Origin of the sequence: Serratia sp. MF1(2023), assembly GCF_030954545.1 — a bacterium.
Classification (GTDB): domain Bacteria; phylum Pseudomonadota; class Gammaproteobacteria; order Enterobacterales; family Enterobacteriaceae; genus Serratia; species Serratia sarumanii.
Genome location: NZ_JAVHUX010000020.1, coordinates 92,322 through 115,301, shown reverse-complemented (window position 1 = coordinate 115,301; position 22,980 = coordinate 92,322). Strand labels below are relative to the sequence as shown.

Genomic DNA, 22,980 nt, shown 5'->3' with positions numbered 1-22,980 from the left:
TTTCATGGACGATGAAAAATGGAAAATTACGTAATACAAGGAAAGGTCATTAAATTACTACGTATGGACTACCCCAAAGTTAATCATTTTCATACGGATACACGCTTACTTTTAGACAGAACACAAGTATTGATTCAGAATACATCCTTTGAATACAAGCAGTTACTGGAAAATGCAAGCCAGGTAATTGAGGATAAAAGGATCCAACCATTACAGCATCGCTTAAGCGCCTATGTGGATCTCGATATATTTCCCAGCGAAAACTCAACAAGCCAGAACGAAGCCATCTTCTATCATCAGTTTTACCCCACTCTTTCCGACATCGTTAACAATAACCTATCATTTATCCAATTCATTGAAAAAATAGGAAGTGAAATAACGAGACGCTCGATCCCCGTTAGGAAAGCAAATATAAGAACTGTCCCCGATAAGGATGGCAGCTACACTGAATTCATTGATATTTCACTATTAAGCGAATCACTCTCCAATCTGCGAGAGTACGCAAAGGGAAATAGCGATGATAACAAATTATTTCATGCTATCATTTTCGCAGTCATGTTTATGCATATCCACCCTCTGCAAGATGGGAATGGACGCGCCGCCAGAATCCTTTTTAATCTCATGTTACAAATAAAGCCGCTTAGCTACCTCCCTCTTACTGAGCTTTGTCATTTTGCACGTAGTGGTTATGTACTTAGCTTACGCGAAGCCTTTTTATTTTCCGAATGGGACAATATTATTAAGTTTTATTGTAATTGCATCCACCTGCTTTACGACTCTGCAACGAGTGAGTTAACTAGCATGCAGTAAAAATTGCATGCTACTTAGCTAATTTAATGACAATGGAGTATTTATGTTAACTGAAAAAGACATTCTGTTAATCAATACAACCACCATGACCGATACTCAGGTCGATAAAATCAGTACGCAGCGATAACTGAGCTTGGCATGAAATAGAATTTGTTTATCAAATAATTTTCAAGAGTATGGTGTGGGCCCGCATCATACTGTAAAGAAGATTAAAGGTAAAAAGATGGAAAAAATACTATTTTTATTGAAATATTTCAACAAGTCATCAAGTTACACAGTAAAACGTCAATTTTACACTTTGATTTTAATCTCGGTGATCGCCACATTTTTATTTTCTGTACAACCGGTAATTATGGCTTACCTAATTAATGCCATTGAGGAAAAGGAATTCAGTTTATCTCTTTCCATCATTACCCTTGCTATCAGTTATATCGCCATTATGAGCATGCGAAAGCTCTCTTCAGCATTAAACTTCATATTAATCACATCGCTACGTAACAACATCGTGATCAACATGACTGATAATTATTTTAAAAGCCTTTTCAATTTGAAAGAAGTAAATAGCCATGAAAATACGGGAGATATCACCCAACGTTTAAATCAGGCTATAGATGAATTGACAATTTTACTGAGGAATATCTCACACAACCTACTCCCCCCTCTATTTCAGCTAGGATTCAGCATTTCAATTATTTTATTATCCGGAGACTACCTCGTATCATCACTATTCTTAATTTATTTTATCCTTTACCTTCACACTAAGAAAAAGTTCAACAAAAAAATCTCTGAACTTTACTCTGATTTTTACTCTACCTCGGTAAAAAAGTACAGCATCATCACTGACAGCGTTAAGAACATGGAGGCTGCCAGAGTTTGCAATACATATGAATTTTTATTTAACAGATACAAAACACTCCTTAACAAGATTGAAGATAAACATGAGGCATTACTCAAAACAGATTTCAAACTCTTACTTATTGAAGCATTACTAAGTATCTTTTTCTTCGGCTCATCGTTTTTACTTTCTCTTTATTTTGTTATAAGCAAGGGGATTACCTTAGGTCACTTTGTCATGATAGCCTCTTACATCATGTTATTGGCGACTCCCTTAGAGAACATCGGTTCCATGTATACGGCGATGCAAAAGTCCACAGCATCCTTATATACATTTATTACATCAATCAAGCCGCCGACAACTCAAAACTCACACACCACCGATTTACAAGACACGGCAGTTTCGATCACGCTAAGAGATGTGCAATATTCATATGATAAAAACGGGACATATGCCATTAAAAATATGAACATTGAATTCTCGCACGCTGGTTTTTTCACTTTAACGGGACCTAGCGGAGCAGGAAAAAGCACGTTAGCAAAATTGATTTCAGGTGAACTGGAACCTGATGCGGGAAGGATATATTTAAACAGCAGTGAAATAAATTCACTCTCAATTAAGCAGCGAGCTGAAATAATTTTCCACGTCGCTCAAAATGACTATATATTTATGGATACACTCCGATTTAACCTGCAAATTTCGTGCCCAGATGCCTCTGATGAAAAACTCCTTATGGCTTTGAAGCACGCACAGCTCAATGACCTTCCACTTAATAACTCAACCTCGTTATTGGATCTCAGAATTGGCGACAATGGCATGACATTATCCGGAGGGCAGCGCCAGCGATTATCTTTGGCTCGACTGTTTTTACGTCAACCTAAAATCATCATTTTGGATGAAGTGACTTCATCTCTTGATATCATTAATGAAAGAGAGGTACTGGAAAACATCAAAGCCGCTTATCCATCTTCTATCGTGATTAATATCAGCCATCGACGTTCCACCTTCGATTACTCAGATGAAATCATCGTGCTGGATCAACAAGGCATTGCAGATAGGGGGGAGCTGTCCTCATTGGCTGATAGAAACATCTATATTCAATCCATTCTGCATAAAAATACATTGGACGCCGCTGTCTGAAAGAATCAATACCAAACGCCCCGACAGTATCAGTAGCGTAACCAGGCTCGTCATCCAATGTACCAATCATAAAGTTTTTATCCCTGGCGCGCCTGCGCGCGGTAATCCGCCAGTTCCCCCGCCGTCATGCCCGCCTGTTCCGCCGCCGCGCAAATCTGCCGCCAGGTATTGGCATCGATCGGGATGCCCTGCTCCAGCCGCGCCGCGCGGTTGGCCTCTTCCCATTCTCCCGGCACCGCGATCGGCTGTTCGCCGTTCGGCGGCGAAGCCTTCACCCAACCGATAAACGCTTCGGCCTCGGCCTGCATTTGCGGGGCGTCGAAGGCCAGAGGATCGAGGATCAGGGTGGTCATGCAGTTGAAGATGGCGTCGCTGTCGGCTTTCAGCGTGGCGTCGTGGGTGGTGCGGCCGCCGGAGAGCGCGCCGCCGAGGATTTCGCACATCGCCGCCAGCGCGTAGCCTTTGTGCAAGCCGAACGGCAGCAGCGAACCGAACGGCGCTTCGTGCATCACCTTCGGTTCGGTAGTCGGCTGCCCGTGTTCGTCGATCAGATAGCCCGGCGCCACCGACAGCCCTTTGTTATAGGCCACCCGGGTTTTGCCGAAGGCGATACCGCTGGTGGCAAAATCCAACAGCAGCGGCGTGCGGCCCGGCCGCGGGAAAATGGCGCAGAACGGGTTGGTGCCGAAGCGGCGATCGCTGCCGCCGAACGGCGCCACCATCGGATCGCCCACCACGTTGACGAAGTGAATCGAGATAAAACCGGCGCGGGCGCACTGCTCCGCCCAATGGCCGATGCGGCCGATATGGTGCGCGTTGTGCAGCGCCACCGCCGCCAGCCCCAGCTTGCCGGCGCGTTCAATGCCCAGCGCCATTGCTTCGCTGGCCACCACCTGACCGAAACCGCGCGCACCGTCGAGCGTCAGCACCGCGCCGGCGTCGCGCACCACTTCGGCGTGCTGATTGAGCTGCAATTGCCCCTGCGCCAACGACGCCATGTAGCTGGGGATCATGCCGACGCCGTGCGAGTCGTGCCCGGCCAGATTGGCCTGCACCAGATGATCGGCCACCAGCTCGGCTTCGCGCGCCGTACTGCCGGCTTGGCGCCAAATCGCCTGAACGAACTGCGCCAAATGCGGGCTGGCGATACGGTATTCGGTGCTCATCATGCGGTCCTTATGCGTGGGGAATGTGCTTCCACACTATGAGCAACGCCTTGTTGCGGCAAGCGATTATGATAATCGCAAGCGTCCCGTTTACCGCGCCCGCTCGGCGGCCAGCGCCGCGATGCGCATGATCACCGCCACCGCTTGCTCCATGCCTTCCAGCGTCACGAACTCGTGCTTGCCGTGGTAGTTGTAGCCGCCGGTGAACAGGTTCGGGCACGGCAGGCCGCGGAACGACAGCTGCGCGCCGTCGGTGCCGCCGCGGATCGGCTTCATCACCGGTTCGATGTCGCAGTCGCGCATCGCCTGCTGCGCCAGCGCAATCACGTGCGGGTGCTCCGCCACCTGTTCGCGCATGTTGTAATAGCTGTCTTCGATGCTCACTTCGATATAGCAATCGCGCGGCAGACCTTTGCCGACCTCGCGGGCGATGTCCACCATCTTGCGCTTGCGCGCCTCGAACCCCTCACGCTCGAAGTCGCGCAGGATATAGTGCATTTCGGCGCGCTCTACGCTGCCCTTGATGCTGCTGAGGTGATAAAAGCCCTGGTAGCCTTCGGTTGTCTCCGGCGCTTCGTCCGCCGGCAGCGCCTGATGAATGCGGGTGGCCAGCGACAGCGCGTTGACCATCACGCCCTTGGCGCTACCGGGGTGCACGCTGTTGCCGAGGATTTTGATCGTCACCGAGGCGGCGTTGAAGTTCTCGCACTCCAGCTCGCCGACGCCGCCGCCGTCCACGGTATAAGCCCATTCGGCATTGAAGGCCGCCACGTCGAACAGCTGCGCCCCCTTGCCTACCTCCTCGTCCGGGGTGAAGGCTACGCGGATGTCGCCATGCGGGATTTTGCGCGCGCGCAGGCGCACCATGGCGGTGAGGATCTCGGCGATGCCGGCCTTGTCGTCGGCGCCCAGCAGCGTTTTGCCGTCGGTGGTGATCAGGGTTTGCCCCAGCATCTGGTGCAGGATCGGGAACATCACCGGCGACAGCACTTCATCGCCGATGCCGAGCGCGATGTCGCCGCCGCGATAGTTCTCGACGATCTGCGGATTGACGTGTTTGCCGCTGAAATCCGGCGAGGTATCCAGATGGGCGATAAAACCGACCGCCGGCACCGGCCAGGCGACGTTGCCCGGCCAGGTGCCCATCACGCAGCCGTGTTCGCTGAGCGACACCCGCTCGAAGCCGAGCGCGATCATTTCCTGCTGCAACGCACGCGCCAGCTTCAACTGCCCGTCGGTGCTCGGCACATGCTTTACGTTCGCTTTGGACTGGGTGTCGAAAGAGACGTAGTTGAAAAAGCGGTCAAGTAATTTGTCCATGGTAGCGGCCCCTCAGAATATCGCGTTTCATTATGCGGAACCGATCAGGATCAAATATTGCGTCAGGTCATTTTTAACCAGAATTCGCCAATATCATTAATCTTTGTGATGATTTCTGAGGGAAATAACACTGTCATCACAGGGTCATTTGTCGCTATCATGATGAAAAACGCGGCATCTGGGCCGGATCGGCTTTCAATTCCGGCATTCAGCGTCTATCATGCGCGCTCGAAAAATTTCCATTGGCGCAACTGGTTTGAGCTTCATTTGATCAGCGGGCATCCCGCAAGCTCCGGCAGTCTTTTCCAGTTGCGGTTCTATCTGCATTAGCCCACGGGATAGAGTAATACGATAAATGACTGAGACATCCTCTCGAGCACCCCTTGTTGAACTGCATGCCCTGAGCAAAGCGTTCGATGGCAAAACCATCATTGCCGATCTCGAACTGACGATTAACCACGGCGAATTCCTCACCATTCTCGGCCCCTCCGGCTGTGGCAAAACCACGGTGCTGCGCCTGATCGCCGGTCTGGAAGACGCCGATTTGGGCCGCATCGTGCTCGACGGCCAGGACATCACCGCCATTCCGGCCGAGCATCGCCACGTCAACACCGTGTTTCAGAGCTATGCGCTGTTTCCGCACATGTCGGTGTTCGACAACGTCGCCTTCGGCCTGCGCATGCAAAAGGTGCCGGCGGCGGAACTGACGCCGCGCGTCGAAGAGGCGCTGCGCATGGTGCAGCTGGATGCCTTCGCCCAGCGGCGGCCGGGCCAGCTCTCCGGCGGCCAACAGCAGCGCGTGGCCATCGCCCGCGCGGTGGTCAACAAGCCGAAGGTGCTGCTGCTGGACGAATCGCTGTCGGCGCTGGACTATAAGCTGCGCAAACAGATGCAGAACGAGCTGAAGGCGCTGCAGCGCAAGCTGGGCATCACCTTCGTGTTCGTCACCCACGATCAGGAGGAAGCGCTGACCATGTCGGATCGCATCGTGGTGATGCGCGAAGGCCGCATCGAGCAGGACGGCACGCCGCGCGAAATCTACGAAGAGCCGAAGAACCTGTTCGTCGCCAGCTTTATCGGCGAGATCAACATCTTCGACGCGGTGGTTCTGCAGCGCCTCGATCCGCAGCGGGTGCGCGCCAACGTCGAAGGCCGCGAGTGCGACATCTACGCCGATCTGCCGGTGGAGCCGGGCCAAAAGCTGAAGGTGCTGCTGCGCCCGGAAGACCTGCGGGTGGAAGAAGTGAACGACAGCGCGCAGCACGACGGGCTGATCGGCTACGTGCGCGAGCGCAACTACAAAGGCATGACGCTGGAATCGGTGGTCGAGCTGGAGAGCGGCAAAACGGTGATGGTCAGCGAGTTCTTCAACGAAGACGATCCGGACGTCGATCACTCGCTCAATCAGAAGATGGCGGTGACCTGGGTTGAAAGCTGGGAGGTGGTGCTGGCCGATGAAGAAATCGCGTAAAGTCTTCCAGAATGTGGTGATCGTCGGCGTCGTCGCCTGGCTGCTGCTGTTCGTGTTCATGCCGAACCTGATGATCATCGCCACCAGCTTCCTGACCCGCGACGACGCCAATCTGGTGCAGATGGTGTTCACGCTGGACAACTATCGGCGCTTGTTCGATCCGTTGTATGCCCAGGTGCTGCTGCACTCGCTGAACATGGCGCTGATCGCCACCCTGTGCTGCCTGGCGATCGGCTATCCGTTCGCCTTTATCCTGGCGCGGTTGCCGCAGAAGGTGCGGCCGCTGCTGCTGTTTCTGCTGATCGTGCCCTTCTGGACCAATTCGCTGATCCGCATCTACGGCCTGAAGCTGTTTCTCAGCACCCGCGGCTATCTCAACGACGCGCTGCTGTGGATCGGCGTCATCGACAAGCCGCTGCGCATCATGTACACCTCGGAAGCGGTGATCCTCGGCCTGGTATATATCCTGCTGCCGTTTATGGTGATGCCGCTCTACTCCAGCATCGAAAAGCTCGATAAGTCCTGCCTGGAGGCGGCGCGCGATCTCGGCGCCGGCAAGCTGCAGACCTTTATCCGCATCATCGTGCCGCTGACCATGCCGGGCATTATCGCCGGCTGCCTGCTGGTGGTGCTGCCGGCGATGGGGCTGTTCTTCGTCGCCGATCTGATGGGCGGCGCCAAGAATCTGCTGATCGGCAACGTGATTAAAAGCCAGTTCCTCAATATCCGCGACTGGCCGTTCGGCGCGGCCACCAGCATCTGCCTGACGCTGGTGATGGGGCTGTTGCTGCTGGTCTATTACCGGGCCGCCCGCCTGCTGAACAAGAAGGAGGATCTGGCATGATCGGACGTCTGCTGCGCGGCGGCTTTATGGCGCTGGTATACGCCTATCTGTATATCCCGATCGTCATCCTGATCGTCAACTCCTTCAACGCCTCGCGCTTCGGCATCAGTTGGCAAGGAGCCACCACCCAGTGGTACAGCACGCTGCTCAACAACGACAGCCTGCTGCAGGCCGCCGGCCATTCGCTGACTATGGCAGTGCTCTCCGCTACCTTCGCCACGCTGATCGGCTCGCTGACCGCGGTGGCGCTGTACCGCTACCGCTTCCGCGGCAAGCCGTTCGTCGGCGGCATGCTGTTCGTGGTGATGATGTCGCCGGACATCGTGATGGCCATCTCGTTGCTGGTGCTGTTCATGCTGCTGGGCATTTCGCTCGGCTTCTGGTCGCTGCTGTTCTCGCACATCACCTTCTGCCTGCCGTTCGTGGTGGTGACCGTCTACGCGCGCCTGAAAGGCTTCGACGTGAAGATGCTGGAGGCCGCGCGCGATCTCGGCGCAAGCGAGTTAACCATTCTGCGCAAGATCATCCTGCCGCTGGCGATGCCGGCGGTGGCGGCCGGCTGGCTGCTGAGCTTCACCCTGTCGATGGACGACGTGGTCGTCTCCTCCTTCGTTACCGGCCCGAGCTACGAGATCTTGCCGCTGAAGATCTATTCGATGGTGAAAGTCGGCGTCTCGCCGGAGGTCAACGCGCTGGCCACCATTTTGCTGCTGCTGTCGCTGGTGCTGGTGATCGCCAGCCAGTGGGTGATGCGCGATCGCGCGCCCAGGGCCGAATAATCCTCCCCGCCGGGCGCTGCGGCGCCCGGTTGTGATCCCCTTCACAATCGGCACCGGTTGTCACTCCCTGACCATCGGTGCCTATTTCCGCCCCGCCGATTGCAGCGGCGAAAACTTCCCCCTATAACTGAATCCAGGCAAGGTGCCTTATTTTTTTCTCGCTTCCAGGGAGTTTATTCAGCAACGTCGTCATCCATTAAAATATAAAAAGGAACTGCCATGAAAGGTATTATCGATAATATCTTAAGCAAGCTGCAGCTTTTCTCCAAAGCCATGATGGGGCCGATATTTTTCCTGCCGGTGATCGGTCTGATTCTGGCGCTCAGTTCTATTCTCACCAATGCCACACTTATCAATGAACATTCCGCCGTGTTCTCTATCGGTAAAATGATCGGCGATACCTTCTGGCCGTTATTCGGCAATCTCGGGCTGATTTTCTGCATCGGCATCACCTACGGCCTGGCCAAAGACAAAAAAAGCGAAGCGGCGCTGGTTGCGGTGATGTGCTTTATCATGTTCCTCGGCGCCAATTCGTCTTATCTGCAGCTCAGCGGCCACGTCGCGGCCAAGATCAACGGCGAATATTACGGCACCGGGCAGACGGAACTGCTGGGCTTTACCGTGGTGGATATGGGCATTTTCCTCGGTCTTATCCTCGGCGTCACCATCGCCTGGGTGCACAACCGCCTGTGCAACGTCGAACTCAACGGCGTGTTCTCGGTCTACGGCGGCGCCAAACTGGTGCTGATCGCCATGACGCCGATCATCATGCTGTACGCCGTCGCCTTCAGCTACCTGTGGCCGGCCATCTCACAGGGCCTGATCGCGCTGACCGGCTTTATGAAAAGCTCCGGTTCGCTCGGGGTTTTCGTCTACGGCTTCTTCGAAAAATTCCTCATCCCCACCGGGCTGCACCACTTTATCTGGTCGCCGTTCCAGCTCACCAGCATCGGCGGTTCAATCGTGCAGGACGGCCAGACCGTCTCCGGCTCGCAGGCAATTTTCCTGGCCTATATGCGCGACCCGAGCATCTCGCCGCTGATGAACGAAGCGCTGCGCTTCTCGCAGCAAGGGATGGTGACCATCTTCGGCCTGTCGGGCGCGGCATTGGCTTTCTATCACACCGCCAAACCGGAAAAGAAAATGCTGGCCAAGGCGATTCTGATCCCGGCCATCACCACCTCGATCCTGGTCGGCATCACCGAGCCGATAGAGTTCACCTTCCTGTTTATCTCTCCGCTGCTGTGGGTGATCCACGCCGTGTTGACCGCGCTGTCGCAGGTGGCCTGCAACCTGTTCCAGGTGCGCCCCTGGGGCGCCAGCGGGCTGGTCGAGTTCCTGGCCTATAACCTGCCGCTGCCGGTCTCCCTCACCCGCTGGCCGCTGTATGTGGTCATCGGTCTGGTGCAGTTTGCGGTGTATTACCTGGTGTTCAAAACGCTGGTGCTGAAGCTCAATCTGAAGACGCCGGGCCGCGAAGATGATCAGGACGTCAAACTCTATTCCAAACAGGATTACCGGAACCGCAAAAATAACCCGGACGAGCCGAGCGGCATCATTATTCGCGCGCTGGGCGGCAAGGAAAACATTATTTCCGTCGACAACTGCTTCACCCGGCTGCGGGTGGAATTAAAGGATATGGCGCGGGTAGATGAGGCTGCGTTGAAAAGCACCGGCGCCAAAGGCGTGGTGAAGAATCGCCGTGAAGTGCAGGTGATTTACGGCGTCACGGTCGGCAAGGTCAAAAATCAGGTAGAGAAATATTTAGCGGCACTCTAACGCTTTATTAATGGGAGATATCGAATGAAATTAACCGTTCTCGGCGGCGGCGGCGTGCGTTCCCCGTTCCTCGCCAAATCCATCGCCTATAACGCCCATCGCATCGGCATTACCGAAGTGGTGTTTATGGATACCGATGAGCGCCATCTGGCGATCTACGGCGCCCTCGCGCAGGGCGTATTCCAGCGCATTCGCGGCGACATTGCTTTCAGCCTCAGCAGCGATGCGCGCCAGGCGCTGCAAGGCGCCGACTACATCATCACCACCCTGCGCATCGGCGGCGAGGAAGGCCGCATCCATGACGAGCGCATCGCGCTCAATCACCAGTTGCTTGGGCAAGAAACCACCGGCGCCGGCGGCTTCGCCATGGCGATGCGTTCGATTCCGGCGATCCTCGACTATTGCCGCCTGATCGAGCAGCTTTCCTCGCCGGACGCGGTGTTGTTCAACTTCACCAATCCTTCCGGCATGGTGACCGAGGCGATCATCAAATCCAGCTTCCAGCGCCGGGTCTACGGCATCTGCGACGCCCCCAGCGAGTTCATCCGCGAACTGGCCGAACTGCTGGACTGCCGCGAAGACCAGCTGAGCGTCGACTGCTTCGGCCTCAATCACCTTTCCTGGTTCCGCAATGCGCGCGTCAACGGCGAGCCGGTCACGGAACGGTTGCTGGCGGATCCGCGCCTGTATCGCGAAACCTGCATGAAATACTTCTCGCCGGAGCTGGTGGCGCTGTCGGACAACCTGATGCTCAACGAGTATCTCTACTATTACTACTACCGTGAGCAGGCGATCGCCGCCATCGTCGAGGGCGGCGAGACCCGCGGCGAACAAATTGCGGCGATCAACCGCCAAATGCTGTCGGCGTTGGGCGAGCTGGACATCCCCCGTCAGTTGGAGCATGCCTTCTCTGTCTACTTCAGCCATTACCTGCAGCGCGAAAATTCCTATATGCAGCGCGAGTCCAGCCAGGGCAAGGTGAAAACGCGTGAGATGCTGACGCTGCAACAGTTTATCGAACAGCCTGACAGCGGCGGCTATGCCGGGGTGGCGATCGATATTCTGGAGGCGGTCAACAGCGGCCGGCAAAAACGCGTGGTGGTATCGATGCAAAACCGCGACACGCTCGATTTTCTGCACCCGGAAGACGTGATCGAAATCAGCTGCGAATTGAGCAGCGCCGGCATTCAGCCGGTCAAAATGCGCGATATTCCCGACACCCAGAAGAACCTGATTTCGCAGGTGAAAGAGTACGAACGGCTGGCGGTGGCGGCGATCCTGACCGGTAACCGCCAGTTGGCCATCAAGGCGCTGATGGTGCACCCGCTGGTCAACTCCTACTCGCTGGCGAAAACGCTGGTGGAGGAGTACCTGCAGGCCCACCGTCAGTATGCCGGGCACTGGCGCTAAACGGCGCGGCGCGGCCGTCAGCGGCCGCGTCGTTCAAACCAGGCGGTGATCACATTCTCGAATCCCAACAGACAGTGGCCGAAAAACGGATTGGGATAGTAGATATCGTGATCGTATTTTTGCCGGTCCTCAAACAGAAAGGTCATGTCGGCCTGCTGCGCCAGCGGGCTGTCGCCGTCGCCGCAGAAGGCCGCCAACAGGATGCGGTTACGCTTCACCGCCTCGCTCCAGCTCAGCGCCGAGCCGCTGTTGCCCGACTTTGAAATCACGATCACCATATCGAAGCGAAAGCGCGTCTCACGGTCAAGAATGTCGAAATCCGGCCACAGCGACAGGTAACTGTCTACGCCCAGCGTCATAAACTTGTTGTACATATACTGCGCCACCAATTGCGAAAAACCGCTGCCGTGGATCAGGATTTTGCCGCTGTCGAGCAGATCGAGAAACTGCGCCGGCGGTGCCGCCGGCGTAGCGCGCTCCGCCTGATAGGCCGGCGCCATCGTCAGGTTGAATTTGATGAAATAGACCAGTTCGAGATAGCCGCGAAAGCCCAGCTTTTTGGCCAGCCGCACCAGCGTCGAGGGGGAACTGTAGCAGCGTGCGGACACCGCGCGGATGCCGTCGTCGATGCAGGCGTCCGGATTATCGAGAATGCAGTGCAAAATCGTCAGATCCGTCTTGCTGAGCTCCGCCTGGCTGAAGACCTGTTTGAAATTCATCGCCGCCCTCGTTTATTCGCCAAAACTATTGTTTCGCACGCGCTTCACTGCCTGTCCAGCGCGAGACAATCAAATTGTGATGCGCTTTAAGCCGCCAAACCCCTTGATTTGCCTGCGGGATAACCGCCTTTACCCACCCCGCCCCGCCCCCTATAATGGCCCCTTTCTGGGGTATGGCGCGGCCGAAAACGGCGGCTCATACGGGTTCGGCTCACTACTGCTGAAGGATACGCTGCATGAAAAAGTGGTCACATCTGCTCGCAGCCGGGATGATGGCGCTGAGTATCTGCTCTGCAAACGCCTCTGACGGCAAAACACTGTATTTCTATAACTGGACTGAATACGTCCCGCCGGGGCTGCTGGAGCAGTTCACCAAGGAAACCGGCATCAAGGTGATTTATTCCACCTATGAATCCAACGAAAGCATGTACGCCAAGCTCAAGACCTATAAAGACGGCGCGTACGATCTGGTGGTGCCTTCCACGTACTTCATCGCCAAGATGAGCAAGGAAGGCATGCTGCAAAAAATCGACAAGAGCAAGCTCAGCCACTTCAAGGATCTCGATCCTACCCTGCTGAACAAGCCGTTCGATCCTAACAACGACTATTCCATTCCTTACATCTGGGGCGCTACCGCCATCGGCGTCAACAGCGACGAGCAGGATCCCTCTACCGTTACCACCTGGGCCGATCTGTGGCAGCCGCAGTACAAGGGCCGCCTGCTGCTGACCGACGACGCGCGCGAAGTGTTCCAGATGGCGCTGCTCAAGCTGGGCTACTCCGGCAACACCACCGACCCGAAAGAGATCGAAGCCGCCTATCACGAACTGCAGAAATTGATGCCGAACGTGCTGGCCTTCAACTCCGACAACCCGGGCAACCCGTTTATGGAAGGGGAAGTCAACGTCGGTATGGTGTGGAACGGTTCGGCCTTCGTGGCGCGCCAGGCCGGCACGCCGCTGGAGATCGTCTGGCCGAAGGAAGGCGGGATCTTCTGGATGGACAGCCTGGCCATTCCGGCCAACGCGCGCAACGTCGAGGGGGCGCTGAAGCTGATAGACTTCCTGCTGCGGCCGGAAATCGCGGTGCAGGTGGCGGAAACCATCGGTTACCCGACGCCGAACCTGGCGGCGAAGAAACTGCTGTCGCCGGAGATCGCCAACGACAAGTCACTCTACCCGGACAAGGCGGTGATTGAGCACGGCGAGTGGCAAAACGACGTCGGCGACGCCAGCACGCTGTATGAAAGCTACTTCCAAAAGCTGAAAGCCGGGCGCTAATACGCCCCGCCATCCCATCAGGGCGCGCAGTGCGCCCTGATGCCTTTCTCAGGGCCTGTCGGCCCGCGCCACCTTGCCCACCAGGAACTTGTGCACAAAGCGCGGCACCACTTCGCTGGCAAGACCGTAGTGCTTCTCGTCGAACTGGCTCTCCACCTGGCTTGGCTCCAGGTTCAGCTCCATGGCGTAGGCGCCGCCCAGCCGCGCCTCATGCACGAAGCCGGCCGCCGGGTAGACGTGGCCGGAGGTGCCGATGGCGACGAAGAAATCGGCCTTGCTCAGCGCCTGGTAAATGTCGTCCATGCCCAGCGGCATCTCGCCGAACCACACCACGTGCGGCCGCAGCGGCGCCGGGAACTGGCAGCAATGGCAACGATCGTCAACGCTGAGATCGCCGGGCCATTCGAACACCTGCCCCGACTGGGTGCAGCGCACCTTCAGCAGTTCGCCGTGCATGTGCAGCACCCGCTTGCTGCCGGCGCGCTCATGCAGGTTATCGATGTTTTGCGTGACCAGCAGGAAGTTTTCCCCCAGCCACTCTTCCAGATCCGCCAGCGCGCGGTGCGCGGCGTTCGGGGCGATCTCCTCCGTCTGCAGCTGGCGGCGGCGTTCGTTGTAAAACGCCTGCACCAGCGCCGGATCGCGCTGAAAACCTTCCGGCGTGGCGACGTCCTCCACCCGGTGCTCTTCCCATAGCCCATCCGCGGCGCGGAAGGTGCGAATGCCCGACTCGGCCGAAATGCCGGCCCCGGTCAACACCACCACAAACGGCTTTTTCAGCTCGGCCGCCGCCATGGTGTCACGGTGAAAAATGCGTGAACGAAAGCGCTGATGCAGCACATGCTTACTCTTGCGAAACTGACACAGCCGATGGCGAGTGTGCATTAACTCTCTCCTTACTTTTCCCTGTTTACCAAATTGAGGAACGCTGCGCCGCGCACGCCGCCGGCGTCGCCATAGCGCGCCTTCTCGATGCGCGGCAGCCGGGCCACCCGCAGCAGGTGCGCCGGCAACCGCTGCGGCAACGCCTGATAAATGGCGTCGAAGTTCGACAGCCCGCCGCCGATCACCACCAGGTGCGGATCCAGCACCGTCAGCAGGTTGCCCAGGCAGATCGCCAGCACGTCCATAAAGCGGCCGACGTGAGCCACCGCCTGCGCCTCACCCGCCTGATAATGCGCAATGATCTCGGTGGCGGGCAAGTGCCGGCCATAGAAATGGGCGTACATCCATTCGAAACCGCGGCCCGATATGTAATTTTCAATGCAACCCTGGTGGCCGCACCCGCAGGCGACGCGAGGCACATCACGCCCCAGCACCTCGAGCGCGTCCACCGGCAGGCGCAAATGGCCGAACTCGCCGGCGATATAGTTGCGCCCAGGCACCGTCTTGCCATCGACGATCAGGCCGCCGCCAACGCCGGTGCCGAGGATGATGCCCAGCACCGTCGGGTAGCGGCGAAACTCGTCGTCCCAGGCCTCCGACAGCGCAAAGCAGTTGGCGTCGTTATCGACGCGCACCTCGCGCCCGATCAGCGCCGCCAGATCGCGCGGCAACGGCCGCCCCATCGCCGCCGGCACGTTGGCGGTAAACAGCGTGCCGTCATCGTCGTTGGGCAAGCCCGGAATGCCGATGCCGACGCTGCCGCGCCGGCCACAGAACGCATCCGCCTCGAGGGTCAGATCGCCCAGCGTGGCCAGCAGCTGCCGGTAGTCTTCACGCGGCGTCGGCACCCGCTTTTGCCAAATGCGCTGCAGGTTGTCGTCGAATACCCCCAGCTCAATCTTGGTGCCGCCCATATCGAAACCGTAGTACATAACCCATCCCCAGGCTAAAAAAACGGGGCGGCATCGCTGCCTCCCCGTGGGTTTTATTGTCCGCTGAGCACCCGTGCCGGATCGATGCGGCTGGCGCGCCTCGCCGGATACCAACTGGCCAACAGGCTCAGCACGATGGCGGTCGCCAACACGATCAGCACGTCCAGCCAGTGCAGCTCGGAAGGCAGAAAATCGATGAAGTAGATATCGCCCGACAGGAAGGAGTGGCCGACCAGTTTCTCGATGCCCCGGATAATGTTGGTTAGCTGCAGCGAGGCGATCACCCCGATCACCACGCCGCTCAGGCTGCCCAGCAGCCCGGCCAGCAGCCCGTACCAGATGAAGATGGCGCGGATAAAGCCGTCTTTGGCGCCCAGGGTGCGCAGCACCGCGATGTCGGCGCTTTTGTCTTTCACCGCCATCACCAGCGTGGAAACGATGTTGAAGCAGGCCACGCCGATCACCAGCACCATCGCCAGATACATGATGGCGCGGATCATCTGGATATCGCGGTACATATAGCCGTATTTGCCGATCCAGCTCTTGATGTAAATGTAGGCGTTGGTCACTTCGCCGGCGTCGCGCACCAGTTTGTTGGCGGCGAACACGTCGTTCATCTTGAGGGCGATACCCGTGACGCTGTCACCCATGTCGAGATACTGCTGCGCGTCGGCCAGCGGCACCAGCGCCAGGCTGTGATCGAGCTGGCCGCTGAGCTGCAAAATGCCGGTCACGTGCAGACGGATGCGCTTCGGCTGCAGCAGCTTCATTTCCGGGTCGCTGTTGGGGATCATCACCGTCACATAGGCGCCTTGCTTCACGCCCAGCGCGTCGGCCACGCCCTTGCCGAGGATCACCTGCTGTTCGCCGGCCTTGAAGTTGGCCCAGGCATCACCCTGCACATACTGCGGCAGCGCGCTCAGCCGGCTCTCCTGCTGCGGATCAACGCCTTTGACTTCCACCGCGCGCAGCTGCGCGCCGTTCTCCATCAGGCCGGTAAAGTTGATGTACGGCGCGGCGGCCACAATGCCCGGCACCTTCTCCACCCGCTGCAGAATCGACGGCCAGCCGCTGAACGGCTGATTGACCGGTTCGAGTTCGCCGTGCGGTACCACCGCCAGAATGCGGTTTTTCAGCTCGCGCTCAAAGCCGTTCATCGCGCTCAGGCCGACGATCAACACCGCTACCCCCAGCGCGATACCGATGGTGGAGATGACCGAAATCAGCGACACCATGCCGCCGCGTTTACGGCCGCGGCTGAAACGCAGGGCCGTCAGGAAGGACAGTGAGGCTCCCGCCATTACTCGGCCCCCATCAGGGTCAGCTGCGCCTGCAGGTGGCCGTCGGCCATTTCCAGCTGGCGGCTCAGGCGCTTGGCCAGCTGCAGATCGTGCGTCACCACCAGAAAAGCGGTGCCCTGACGCACGTTCAGCTCGCCCAGCAGATCGAAGATGCTGTCCGCGGTGCGTTTGTCCAGATTGCCGGTCGGTTCGTCCGCCAGCACCAGCGCCGGGTTGTTGACCAGCGCGCGCGCGATCGCCACGCGCTGACGCTCGCCGCCCGAGAGCTCGGACGGGCGGTGCTTGCTGCGTTTTTCCAGCCCGACCGCCGCCAGCATCTCCCGCGCCTTCTCCTGCGCCTGCGCCGGTTTGGCGCCGCCGATCAGCAGCGGCATGGCGGCGTTTTCCAGCGCGGTGAAGTCCGGCAGCAGATGGTGGAACTGATAGATGAAGCCGAGCTGGCGGTTGCGCAGCTCGGCCTTGGCCGCCGAAGACATGGCGTTCAGCGATGCGCCCTTGAAGATCACCTCGCCGGAGGTCGGCGAGTCCAGCCCGCCCAGCAGGTGCAACAGGGTGCTCTTGCCGGAACCCGAGCTGCCGACGATCGCCATCATCTCGCCCTGCTGCATGGCAAAGCTGACGTTGCGCAGCACGTCGGTGTGCAGATTGCCTTCCTGATAGGTCTTGCACAGGTTGTCACACTGCAGCAAAAGATGGTTACTCATAACGTAAAGCCTCAGCGGGTTGTACGGCGGCAGCGCGCCATGAAGGATAAAGCGTGGACAACAGGGAAACCGCCATCGCCACCACGGCGATGATCGTCACCTGCAGCGGATCGACCGCCACCGGCAGCGAAGCGCCGTCGATCAGGGCGCCGAGGATCGGCATCAGGTTATTCAGGTTGGTGGCCAGCAGCACGCCGAGCAGCGTGCCGAGCAGCGAACCGATGATGCCGGCGCTGGCACCCTGCACCATAAACACCGACATGATCTGGCGGCGAGTCAGCCCCTGAGTCTGCAGAATGGCGACCTCGCCCTGCTTTTCCATTACCAACAGGCCGAGCGAAGTAATGATGTTAAACGCCGCCACCGCCACGATCAGGCTGAGCAGCAGCCCCATCATGTTTTTCTCCATGCGCACCGCCTGGAACAGCTCGCCCTTGCGATCGCGCCAGTCTTTCCAGACCGTGCCCGCCGGCAGCGCCTGTTGGCTGAGGGTATCGACCGCCAGCGGCTGCTGCAGGAACAGGCGCCAGCCGGTGATGTTGCCCGCCGGGTAGCGCATCAGGCGCGAAGCGTCCTGTTGGTTGACCAGCAGCTGATAGCCGTCCACCTCGCTGTTGGCGTGGAAGGTGCCGATAAGGGTGAACAGACGCTGGCTGGGAATGCGGCCCATCGGCGTGAACTGGCTGGCGCTCGGCACCATCACGCGCAGCGAATCGCCGCGTTTGACGCCGAGTTGCCCCGCCAGCTGTTCACCGATGATGATGTTGTATTGGCCCGGCTGCAGCTGCTGCTGCTTGACGTTGACCAGATACGGGGTCAGCGGATCGGCCTCGTCGGGATTGACGCCGAGCATCACCCCGACCGCCACGCTGCGGGCGCTTTGCAGCACCACGTCACCGGTGGTCAGCGGCGCAACGCGCGTGACGCCCTGCAGCTTCTGCACCTCGGAGGCCGGCAGCTGCTGCGGGTTGACCGATCCTTGCGGGCTGGTGATCAACGCCTGCGGCATCAGGCCGAGAATGTTGTTCTCCAGATCCTTTTCGAATCCGTTCATCACCGACAGCACGGTGACCAACGCCATCACCCCCAGCGTAATGCCGATGGTGGAAAGCCAGGAAACAAACCGCCCGAAGCGGTCTGAGGCTCGCCCGCGCATGTAGCGCAGGCCAATGAATAACGCGACAGGTTGATACATGAAATCCGTTTGATAGCCGTGGCTTAAGCAAAGTGATCATGGATGATAAAGGCTCTCCCTCGTTTAGGGAACACCCGACGGCCTTTTATTGCGTGGCGCAGAGGAGAACGGCGGCGGCAGATGAGCGCAATATCGACCCGTTGCCGCAAAAAGTCGACGGCGTCAACCGGTTAAATAACCGGCAAAAAAGCGATGAGCAGCGCTTTTTGCTGTGTCAGTTTGCCGGCCGCTGGGCTACTATAAACAGCATAAAGGCGCTGGGTTATCCGTGCCGGAACGCCCTCTAACACATTGATTAAAGATACCTGAATGAGCACTTCCGATAGCCGTAACCGTTCCTCATCCCCTCGTTATTCTCTGCCCGATCGCGCAGGCGATCTGCGCCAGCTGGGGCAATTGACCGGCGCGGCCTGCGCCGTGGAGTGCGCCGAGATCGTCGAACGCCACCCTGGCCCGGTGATGCTGATCGCGCCGGACATGCAAAACGCCCTGCGGCTGCGCGACGAGATCCAGCAGTTCACCGACCAGATGGTGACTACGCTGTCCGACTGGGAAACCCTGCCGTATGACAGCTTCTCGCCGCATCAGGAAATCATCTCGGATCGTTTGTCGAGCCTGTATCATCTGCCGACCATGGCGCGCGGCGTGATCATTTTGCCGGTCAATACCCTGATGCAGCGCGTCTGCCCGCACGAGTTCCTGCACGGCCACGCGCTGGTGATGAAGAAAGGCCAGCGCCTGTCGCGCGACAAGCTGCGCGCGCAGCTGGAACAGGCCGGCTATCGCAGCGTCGATCAGGTGATGGAACACGGCGAATTCGCCACCCGCGGCGCGCTGCTCGATCTTTACCCGATGGGCAGCGATGAGCCTTACCGCATCGACTTTTTCGATGACGAAATCGACAGCCTGCGCATCTTCGACGTCGATACCCAGCGCACGCTGAGCGAAGTCGAGGCCATCAATCTGTTGCCGGCCCACGAGTTCCCCACCGACAAGAACGCCATCGAGCTGTTCCGCAGCCAGTGGCGCGAGCAGTTTGAGGTGCGCCGCGACGCCGAGCACATCTATCAGCAGGTCAGCAAAAGCGCCTGGCCGGCCGGCATCGAATACTGGCAACCGCTGTTCTTCAGCCAGCCGCTGCCGTCGCTGTTCAGCTACCTGCCGGCCAACACGCTGATCGTCAATACCGGCGATCTGGAGGGCGCCGCCGAGCGCTTCTGGCAAGACGTCAACCAGCGTTACGAAAGCCGCCGCGTCGATCCGATGCGCCCGCTGCTGGCGCCGGATACGCTGTGGCTGCGCGTCGACGCGCTGTTCGGCGAGCTGAAGGCCTGGCCGCGCATCGCGCTGAAAACCGATGAGCTGCCGGCCAAGGCCGGCAATACCAATCTGGACTACCATGCCCTGCCCGATCTGGCGGTGCAGGCGCAGCATAAATCCCCGCTGGATAACCTGCGGCGCTTTATTGAAGGCTTCGACGGCAGCGTGATTTTCTCCGTCGAGAGCGAGGGGCGGCGTGAAACGCTGCAGGATCTGCTCGGCCGCATCAAGCTGGCGCCGGCGCTGATTCAGCGCCTCGATCAGGCGGAAACGGCGGGCCGTTACATGATGGTCGGCGCCGCCGAACACGGCTTCCTCGACGGCCTGCGCCGGCGGGCGCTGATCTGCGAAAGCGATCTGCTCGGCGAGCGCGTCAGCCGCCGCCGGCAGGACAACCGGCGCACCATCAACACCGATACCTTGATCCGCAACCTGGCGGAGCTGCATCCCGGCCAGCCGGTGGTGCACCTGGAGCACGGCGTCGGCCGCTACGTCGGCCTGACCACGCTGGAGGCCGGCGGCATCAAGGCCGAGTACCTGATCCTCTCCTACGCCGGTGAGGACAAGCTGTACGTGCCGGTTTCTTCGCTGCATCTGATCAGCCGCTACGCCGGCGGCGCGGACGAAAACGCGCCGCTGCACAAACTGGGCGGCGACGCCTGGACGCGCGCGCGGCAGAAAGCGGCCGAGCGGGTGCGCGACGTGGCGGCGGAGCTGCTGGATATCTACGCCCAGCGCGCCGCCAAGGCCGGTTTCGCCTTCAAACACAACCGCGAACAGTATCAGCTGTTCTGCCAGAGCTTCCCGTTCGAAACCACGCCGGATCAGGAACAGGCGATCAATGCCGTATTGAGCGACATGTGTCAGCCTTTGGCGATGGATCGCCTGGTGTGCGGCGACGTCGGCTTCGGCAAAACCGAAGTGGCGATGCGCGCCGCCTTCCTAGCGGTGGAAAACGGCAAGCAGGTGGCGGTGCTGGTGCCGACCACCCTGCTGGCGCAGCAGCACTTCGACAACTTCCGCGATCGCTTCGCCACCTGGCCGATCCGCATCGAGATGATGTCGCGCTTCCGCAGCGCCAAAGAGCAGCAGCAGGTGCTGGACGACGCGGCAGAAGGCAAGGTGGATATCATCATCGGCACCCACAAGCTGTTGCAGAGCGATCTGCGCTGGAAAGACCTGGGGCTGCTGATCGTCGATGAAGAGCACCGCTTCGGCGTGCGCCATAAGGAGCGCATCAAGGCGATGCGCGCCGACGTCGATATCCTGACGCTGACCGCCACGCCGATCCCGCGCACCCTGAACATGGCGATGAGCGGCATGCGCGATCTGTCGATCATCGCCACCCCGCCGGCGCGCCGCTTGGCGGTGAAGACCTTCGTGCGCGAATACGACAGCCTGGTGGTGCGCGAGGCGATCCTGCGCGAAGTGCTGCGCGGCGGCCAGGTTTACTACCTCTACAACGACGTCGAAAACATCGAGAAAGCGGCGCAGCGCCTGGCGGAGCTGGTGCCGGAAGCGCGCATCGCCATCGGCCACGGCCAGATGCGCGAGCGCGATCTGGAACGGGTGATGAACGATTTCCACCACCAGCGCTTCAACGTGCTGGTGTGCACCACCATCATCGAAACCGGCATCGATATTCCCAGCGCCAACACCATCATCATCGAGCGCGCCGATCGCTTCGGCCTGGCGCAGCTGCACCAACTGCGCGGCCGCGTCGGGCGCTCGCACCACCAGGCTTACGCCTATCTGCTGACGCCAAACCCGAAAGCCATGGGCGCCGACGCCCATAAACGGCTCGAGGCCATCGCGTCGCTGGAAGATCTCGGCGCCGGTTTCGCGCTGGCGACCCACGATCTGGAGATCCGCGGCGCCGGCGAACTGCTGGGCGAAGACCAGAGTGGCCAGATGACCACCGTCGGCTTCTCGCTCTACATGGAGCTGCTGGAAAGCGCCGTCGATGCGTTGAAAAATGGCCGCGAACCGTCGCTGGAAGATCTCACCAGCAGCCAGACCGAGGTGGAACTGCGCATGCCGACGCTGCTGCCGGAAGATTTCATTCCCGACGTCAATACCCGCCTGTCGCTGTACAAGCGCATCGCCAGCGCGAAGAGCGACGGCGAGCTGGATGAGCTGAAAGTCGAGCTGATCGACCGCTTCGGTCAGTTGCCGGACGCGGCGCGCAACCTGTTGCAGTGCGCGGCGCTGCGCCTGCATGCGCAGAAGCTGGGCATCAAACGCATCGAGAGCAACGAGCGCGGCGGCTTTATCGAGTTCGGCGACAACAACCGCGTCGATCCCGGTTATCTGATCGGCCTGTTGCAAGGCAATCCGCAGGTTTACCGCCTGGACGGCCCGAGCAAGCTGAAGTTCACGCTCGATCTGGCCGATCGCCAAAAACGCCTGGCGTTCACCGAAGAGCTGCTGGACGCCTTCCGCGAACACACGCTGGCGGCCTGAGGCCACGCGCCCCGCTCGCCGGGGCGCACACTCCCATCCCCGGCTGCGGCCGGGCGGTTCTATCTTATCGCCAAGCCTTCTATCCCTCCCCAGGCGCTTCAGGCTACTCTGTGCCCTGTGTTATTGGGGGAGAACCGCATGAATATCGACGATGAACTGCAGGCGCTCAGCGAACAGGAAGCGACGCTGGCCTTTACCCATTTTGACGCCGCCACCGCCTGGGAACTGGGCGCGGCGCTGAAAACCGCCGCCGAGCGGCGCGGCCTGAGCATCGCCATCGAGATCCAACTGGCCGGGCAAACGCTGTTTTATTACGCCATGGCGGGCGCCACGCCGGACATTGCCGACTGGGTGAGGCGCAAGCGTAATCTGGTGAACCATTTTCACAAAAGCTCTTACGCCATCGGCCTGCGCCTGCAGCAGCGGCAAACGTCGCTGGAAGAGCGCTACGGGCTGAGCGTGCGCGACTATTCGGTGCACGGCGGCGCCTTCCCGCTAACCCTGACCGGCCTCGGCTGCGTCGGCAGCATCAGCATTTCCGGCGCGCCGCAGAAGGAAGATCACCAGCTGCTGGTAAGCACTTTAGCCCACTTTCTCGGCTTATCCCTGCCCGCGCTCAACTAGCCG

20 protein-coding genes are annotated in these 22,980 nt (G+C 58.8%); 12 read left to right on the top strand and 8 right to left on the bottom strand.

Features of this window, described 5'->3' with window-relative positions:
• The first annotated feature begins 18 nt into the window (after positions 1-18).
• A complete protein-coding gene (locus REA38_RS12170) occupies positions 19-810 on the top strand; it encodes a Fic family protein (protein ID WP_308885948.1) in 792 nt (263 codons plus the stop codon).
• A gap of 223 nt (positions 811-1,033) precedes the next feature.
• Entirely contained in the window at positions 1,034-2,785 is a 1,752-nt protein-coding gene (locus tag REA38_RS12165; protein ID WP_164134145.1) for an ATP-binding cassette domain-containing protein, read from the top strand.
• A gap of 77 nt (positions 2,786-2,862) precedes the next feature.
• On the opposite strand, the gene REA38_RS12160 is transcribed toward REA38_RS12165, so the two are convergent.
• Positions 2,863-3,951 carry a malate/lactate/ureidoglycolate dehydrogenase gene (locus REA38_RS12160; protein WP_308885947.1) on the bottom strand — a complete coding sequence of 363 codons (1,089 nt, stop codon included), beginning with the start codon at positions 3,949-3,951 and terminating at the stop codon, positions 2,863-2,865.
• A 90-nt stretch (positions 3,952-4,041) separates the two neighbouring features.
• Complete coding sequence (gene pepT, locus REA38_RS12155) at positions 4,042-5,271, bottom strand: peptidase T (protein WP_004941154.1); 1,230 nt, start codon at positions 5,269-5,271, stop codon at positions 4,042-4,044.
• A 57-nt stretch (positions 5,272-5,328) separates the two neighbouring features.
• Between pepT and REA38_RS12150 the strand changes: the two genes are divergently transcribed.
• From REA38_RS12150 to REA38_RS12125, 6 genes are all read left to right on the top strand, one after another.
• The gene (locus tag REA38_RS12150) at positions 5,329-5,601 is read left to right on the top strand and encodes a hypothetical protein (RefSeq protein ID WP_101456414.1); all 273 of its coding nucleotides are present in this window, start codon (positions 5,329-5,331) and stop codon (positions 5,599-5,601) included.
• A gap of 25 nt (positions 5,602-5,626) precedes the next feature.
• Positions 5,627-6,742: a spermidine/putrescine ABC transporter ATP-binding protein PotA gene (gene potA, locus REA38_RS12145; protein WP_033653862.1), complete on the top strand. Its 1,116-nt coding sequence runs from the start codon at positions 5,627-5,629 to the stop codon at positions 6,740-6,742.
• On the top strand, positions 6,726-7,586 hold the full coding sequence (gene potB, locus REA38_RS12140; RefSeq protein ID WP_033646379.1) for a spermidine/putrescine ABC transporter permease PotB: 861 nt from the start codon (positions 6,726-6,728) through the stop codon (positions 7,584-7,586). The genes potA and potB overlap by 17 nt, the downstream gene beginning before the upstream one ends.
• Positions 7,583-8,365, top strand: a complete 783-nt coding sequence (potC, locus tag REA38_RS12135; protein ID WP_308885946.1) for a spermidine/putrescine ABC transporter permease PotC — start codon at positions 7,583-7,585, stop codon at positions 8,363-8,365. The genes potB and potC overlap by 4 nt, the downstream gene beginning before the upstream one ends.
• A gap of 219 nt (positions 8,366-8,584) precedes the next feature.
• Positions 8,585-10,144 carry a PTS transporter subunit EIIC gene (locus REA38_RS12130; protein WP_041034745.1) on the top strand — a complete coding sequence of 520 codons (1,560 nt, stop codon included), beginning with the start codon at positions 8,585-8,587 and terminating at the stop codon, positions 10,142-10,144.
• Between the two features lie 24 nt (positions 10,145-10,168).
• Positions 10,169-11,554: a glycoside hydrolase gene (locus REA38_RS12125; RefSeq protein WP_308885945.1), complete on the top strand. Its 1,386-nt coding sequence runs from the start codon at positions 10,169-10,171 to the stop codon at positions 11,552-11,554.
• 17 nt (positions 11,555-11,571) lie between these two features.
• Here the strand turns inward: REA38_RS12125 and REA38_RS12120 are convergent, their stop codons facing one another.
• A complete protein-coding gene (locus REA38_RS12120) occupies positions 11,572-12,273 on the bottom strand; it encodes a MurR/RpiR family transcriptional regulator (RefSeq protein WP_033638186.1) in 702 nt (233 codons plus the stop codon).
• Positions 12,274-12,509: 236 nt separating this feature from the next.
• Between REA38_RS12120 and potD the strand changes: the two genes are divergently transcribed.
• Positions 12,510-13,553, top strand: a complete 1,044-nt coding sequence (gene potD, locus REA38_RS12115) for a spermidine/putrescine ABC transporter substrate-binding protein PotD (RefSeq protein ID WP_308885944.1) — start codon at positions 12,510-12,512, stop codon at positions 13,551-13,553.
• Between the two features lie 48 nt (positions 13,554-13,601).
• Here potD and cobB read toward each other — a convergent pair whose 3' ends face one another.
• The 5 genes from cobB to lolC are packed head-to-tail and all read right to left on the bottom strand — an operon-like array spanning position 13,602 to position 18,570.
• Complete coding sequence (cobB, locus tag REA38_RS12110; RefSeq protein ID WP_033638183.1) at positions 13,602-14,438, bottom strand: Sir2 family NAD+-dependent deacetylase; 837 nt, start codon at positions 14,436-14,438, stop codon at positions 13,602-13,604.
• Positions 14,439-14,449: 11 nt separating this feature from the next.
• Positions 14,450-15,370 carry an N-acetylglucosamine kinase gene (nagK, locus tag REA38_RS12105; RefSeq protein WP_308885943.1) on the bottom strand — a complete coding sequence of 307 codons (921 nt, stop codon included), beginning with the start codon at positions 15,368-15,370 and terminating at the stop codon, positions 14,450-14,452.
• Between the two features lie 53 nt (positions 15,371-15,423).
• Positions 15,424-16,671: a lipoprotein-releasing ABC transporter permease subunit LolE gene (lolE, locus tag REA38_RS12100; RefSeq protein ID WP_033646382.1), complete on the bottom strand. Its 1,248-nt coding sequence runs from the start codon at positions 16,669-16,671 to the stop codon at positions 15,424-15,426.
• Positions 16,671-17,375, bottom strand: coding sequence for a lipoprotein-releasing ABC transporter ATP-binding protein LolD (lolD, locus tag REA38_RS12095; RefSeq protein WP_033638178.1), 705 nt, complete (start codon positions 17,373-17,375; stop codon positions 16,671-16,673). Before lolD ends, lolE begins: the two co-directional genes overlap by 1 nt.
• Positions 17,368-18,570, bottom strand: a complete 1,203-nt coding sequence (lolC, locus tag REA38_RS12090; protein WP_060452862.1) for a lipoprotein-releasing ABC transporter permease subunit LolC — start codon at positions 18,568-18,570, stop codon at positions 17,368-17,370. Before lolC ends, lolD begins: the two co-directional genes overlap by 8 nt.
• A gap of 38 nt (positions 18,571-18,608) precedes the next feature.
• Here lolC and REA38_RS12085 point away from each other — a divergent pair, with 38 nt between their 5' ends.
• From REA38_RS12085 to REA38_RS12075, 3 genes are all read left to right on the top strand, one after another.
• Entirely contained in the window at positions 18,609-18,857 is a 249-nt protein-coding gene (locus REA38_RS12085) for a hypothetical protein (protein WP_060418453.1), read from the top strand.
• Positions 18,858-18,879: 22 nt separating this feature from the next.
• On the top strand, positions 18,880-22,353 hold the full coding sequence (gene mfd / locus REA38_RS12080; protein ID WP_101426814.1) for a transcription-repair coupling factor: 3,474 nt from the start codon (positions 18,880-18,882) through the stop codon (positions 22,351-22,353).
• Between the two features lie 138 nt (positions 22,354-22,491).
• Positions 22,492-22,977 carry a heme-degrading domain-containing protein gene (locus REA38_RS12075; RefSeq protein WP_101426813.1) on the top strand — a complete coding sequence of 162 codons (486 nt, stop codon included), beginning with the start codon at positions 22,492-22,494 and terminating at the stop codon, positions 22,975-22,977.
• Positions 22,978-22,980: the final 3 nt, after the last annotated feature.

What these genes read in the sequence shown, in the direction of transcription:
- REA38_RS12170 (WP_308885948.1), top strand. Translation starts at nt 19, where the DNA reads ATGGAAAATTACGTAATACAAGGAAAGGTCATTAAATTACTACGTATG.
- REA38_RS12165 (WP_164134145.1), top strand. Translation starts at nt 1,034, where the DNA reads ATGGAAAAAATACTATTTTTATTGAAATATTTCAACAAGTCATCAAGT.
- REA38_RS12160 (WP_308885947.1), bottom strand. Translation starts at nt 3,951, where the DNA reads ATGAGCACCGAATACCGTATCGCCAGCCCGCATTTGGCGCAGTTCGTT.
- pepT (WP_004941154.1), bottom strand. Translation starts at nt 5,271, where the DNA reads ATGGACAAATTACTTGACCGCTTTTTCAACTACGTCTCTTTCGACACC.
- potA (WP_033653862.1), top strand. Translation starts at nt 5,627, where the DNA reads ATGACTGAGACATCCTCTCGAGCACCCCTTGTTGAACTGCATGCCCTG.
- potB (WP_033646379.1), top strand. Translation starts at nt 6,726, where the DNA reads ATGAAGAAATCGCGTAAAGTCTTCCAGAATGTGGTGATCGTCGGCGTC.
- potC (WP_308885946.1), top strand. Translation starts at nt 7,583, where the DNA reads ATGATCGGACGTCTGCTGCGCGGCGGCTTTATGGCGCTGGTATACGCC.
- REA38_RS12130 (WP_041034745.1), top strand. Translation starts at nt 8,585, where the DNA reads ATGAAAGGTATTATCGATAATATCTTAAGCAAGCTGCAGCTTTTCTCC.
- REA38_RS12125 (WP_308885945.1), top strand. Translation starts at nt 10,169, where the DNA reads ATGAAATTAACCGTTCTCGGCGGCGGCGGCGTGCGTTCCCCGTTCCTC.
- REA38_RS12120 (WP_033638186.1), bottom strand. Translation starts at nt 12,273, where the DNA reads ATGAATTTCAAACAGGTCTTCAGCCAGGCGGAGCTCAGCAAGACGGAT.
- potD (WP_308885944.1), top strand. Translation starts at nt 12,510, where the DNA reads ATGAAAAAGTGGTCACATCTGCTCGCAGCCGGGATGATGGCGCTGAGT.
- cobB (WP_033638183.1), bottom strand. Translation starts at nt 14,438, where the DNA reads ATGCACACTCGCCATCGGCTGTGTCAGTTTCGCAAGAGTAAGCATGTG.
- nagK (WP_308885943.1), bottom strand. Translation starts at nt 15,370, where the DNA reads ATGTACTACGGTTTCGATATGGGCGGCACCAAGATTGAGCTGGGGGTA.
- lolE (WP_033646382.1), bottom strand. Translation starts at nt 16,671, where the DNA reads ATGGCGGGAGCCTCACTGTCCTTCCTGACGGCCCTGCGTTTCAGCCGC.
- lolD (WP_033638178.1), bottom strand. Translation starts at nt 17,375, where the DNA reads ATGAGTAACCATCTTTTGCTGCAGTGTGACAACCTGTGCAAGACCTAT.
- lolC (WP_060452862.1), bottom strand. Translation starts at nt 18,570, where the DNA reads ATGTATCAACCTGTCGCGTTATTCATTGGCCTGCGCTACATGCGCGGG.
- REA38_RS12085 (WP_060418453.1), top strand. Translation starts at nt 18,609, where the DNA reads ATGGATGATAAAGGCTCTCCCTCGTTTAGGGAACACCCGACGGCCTTT.
- mfd (WP_101426814.1), top strand. Translation starts at nt 18,880, where the DNA reads ATGAGCACTTCCGATAGCCGTAACCGTTCCTCATCCCCTCGTTATTCT.
- REA38_RS12075 (WP_101426813.1), top strand. Translation starts at nt 22,492, where the DNA reads ATGAATATCGACGATGAACTGCAGGCGCTCAGCGAACAGGAAGCGACG.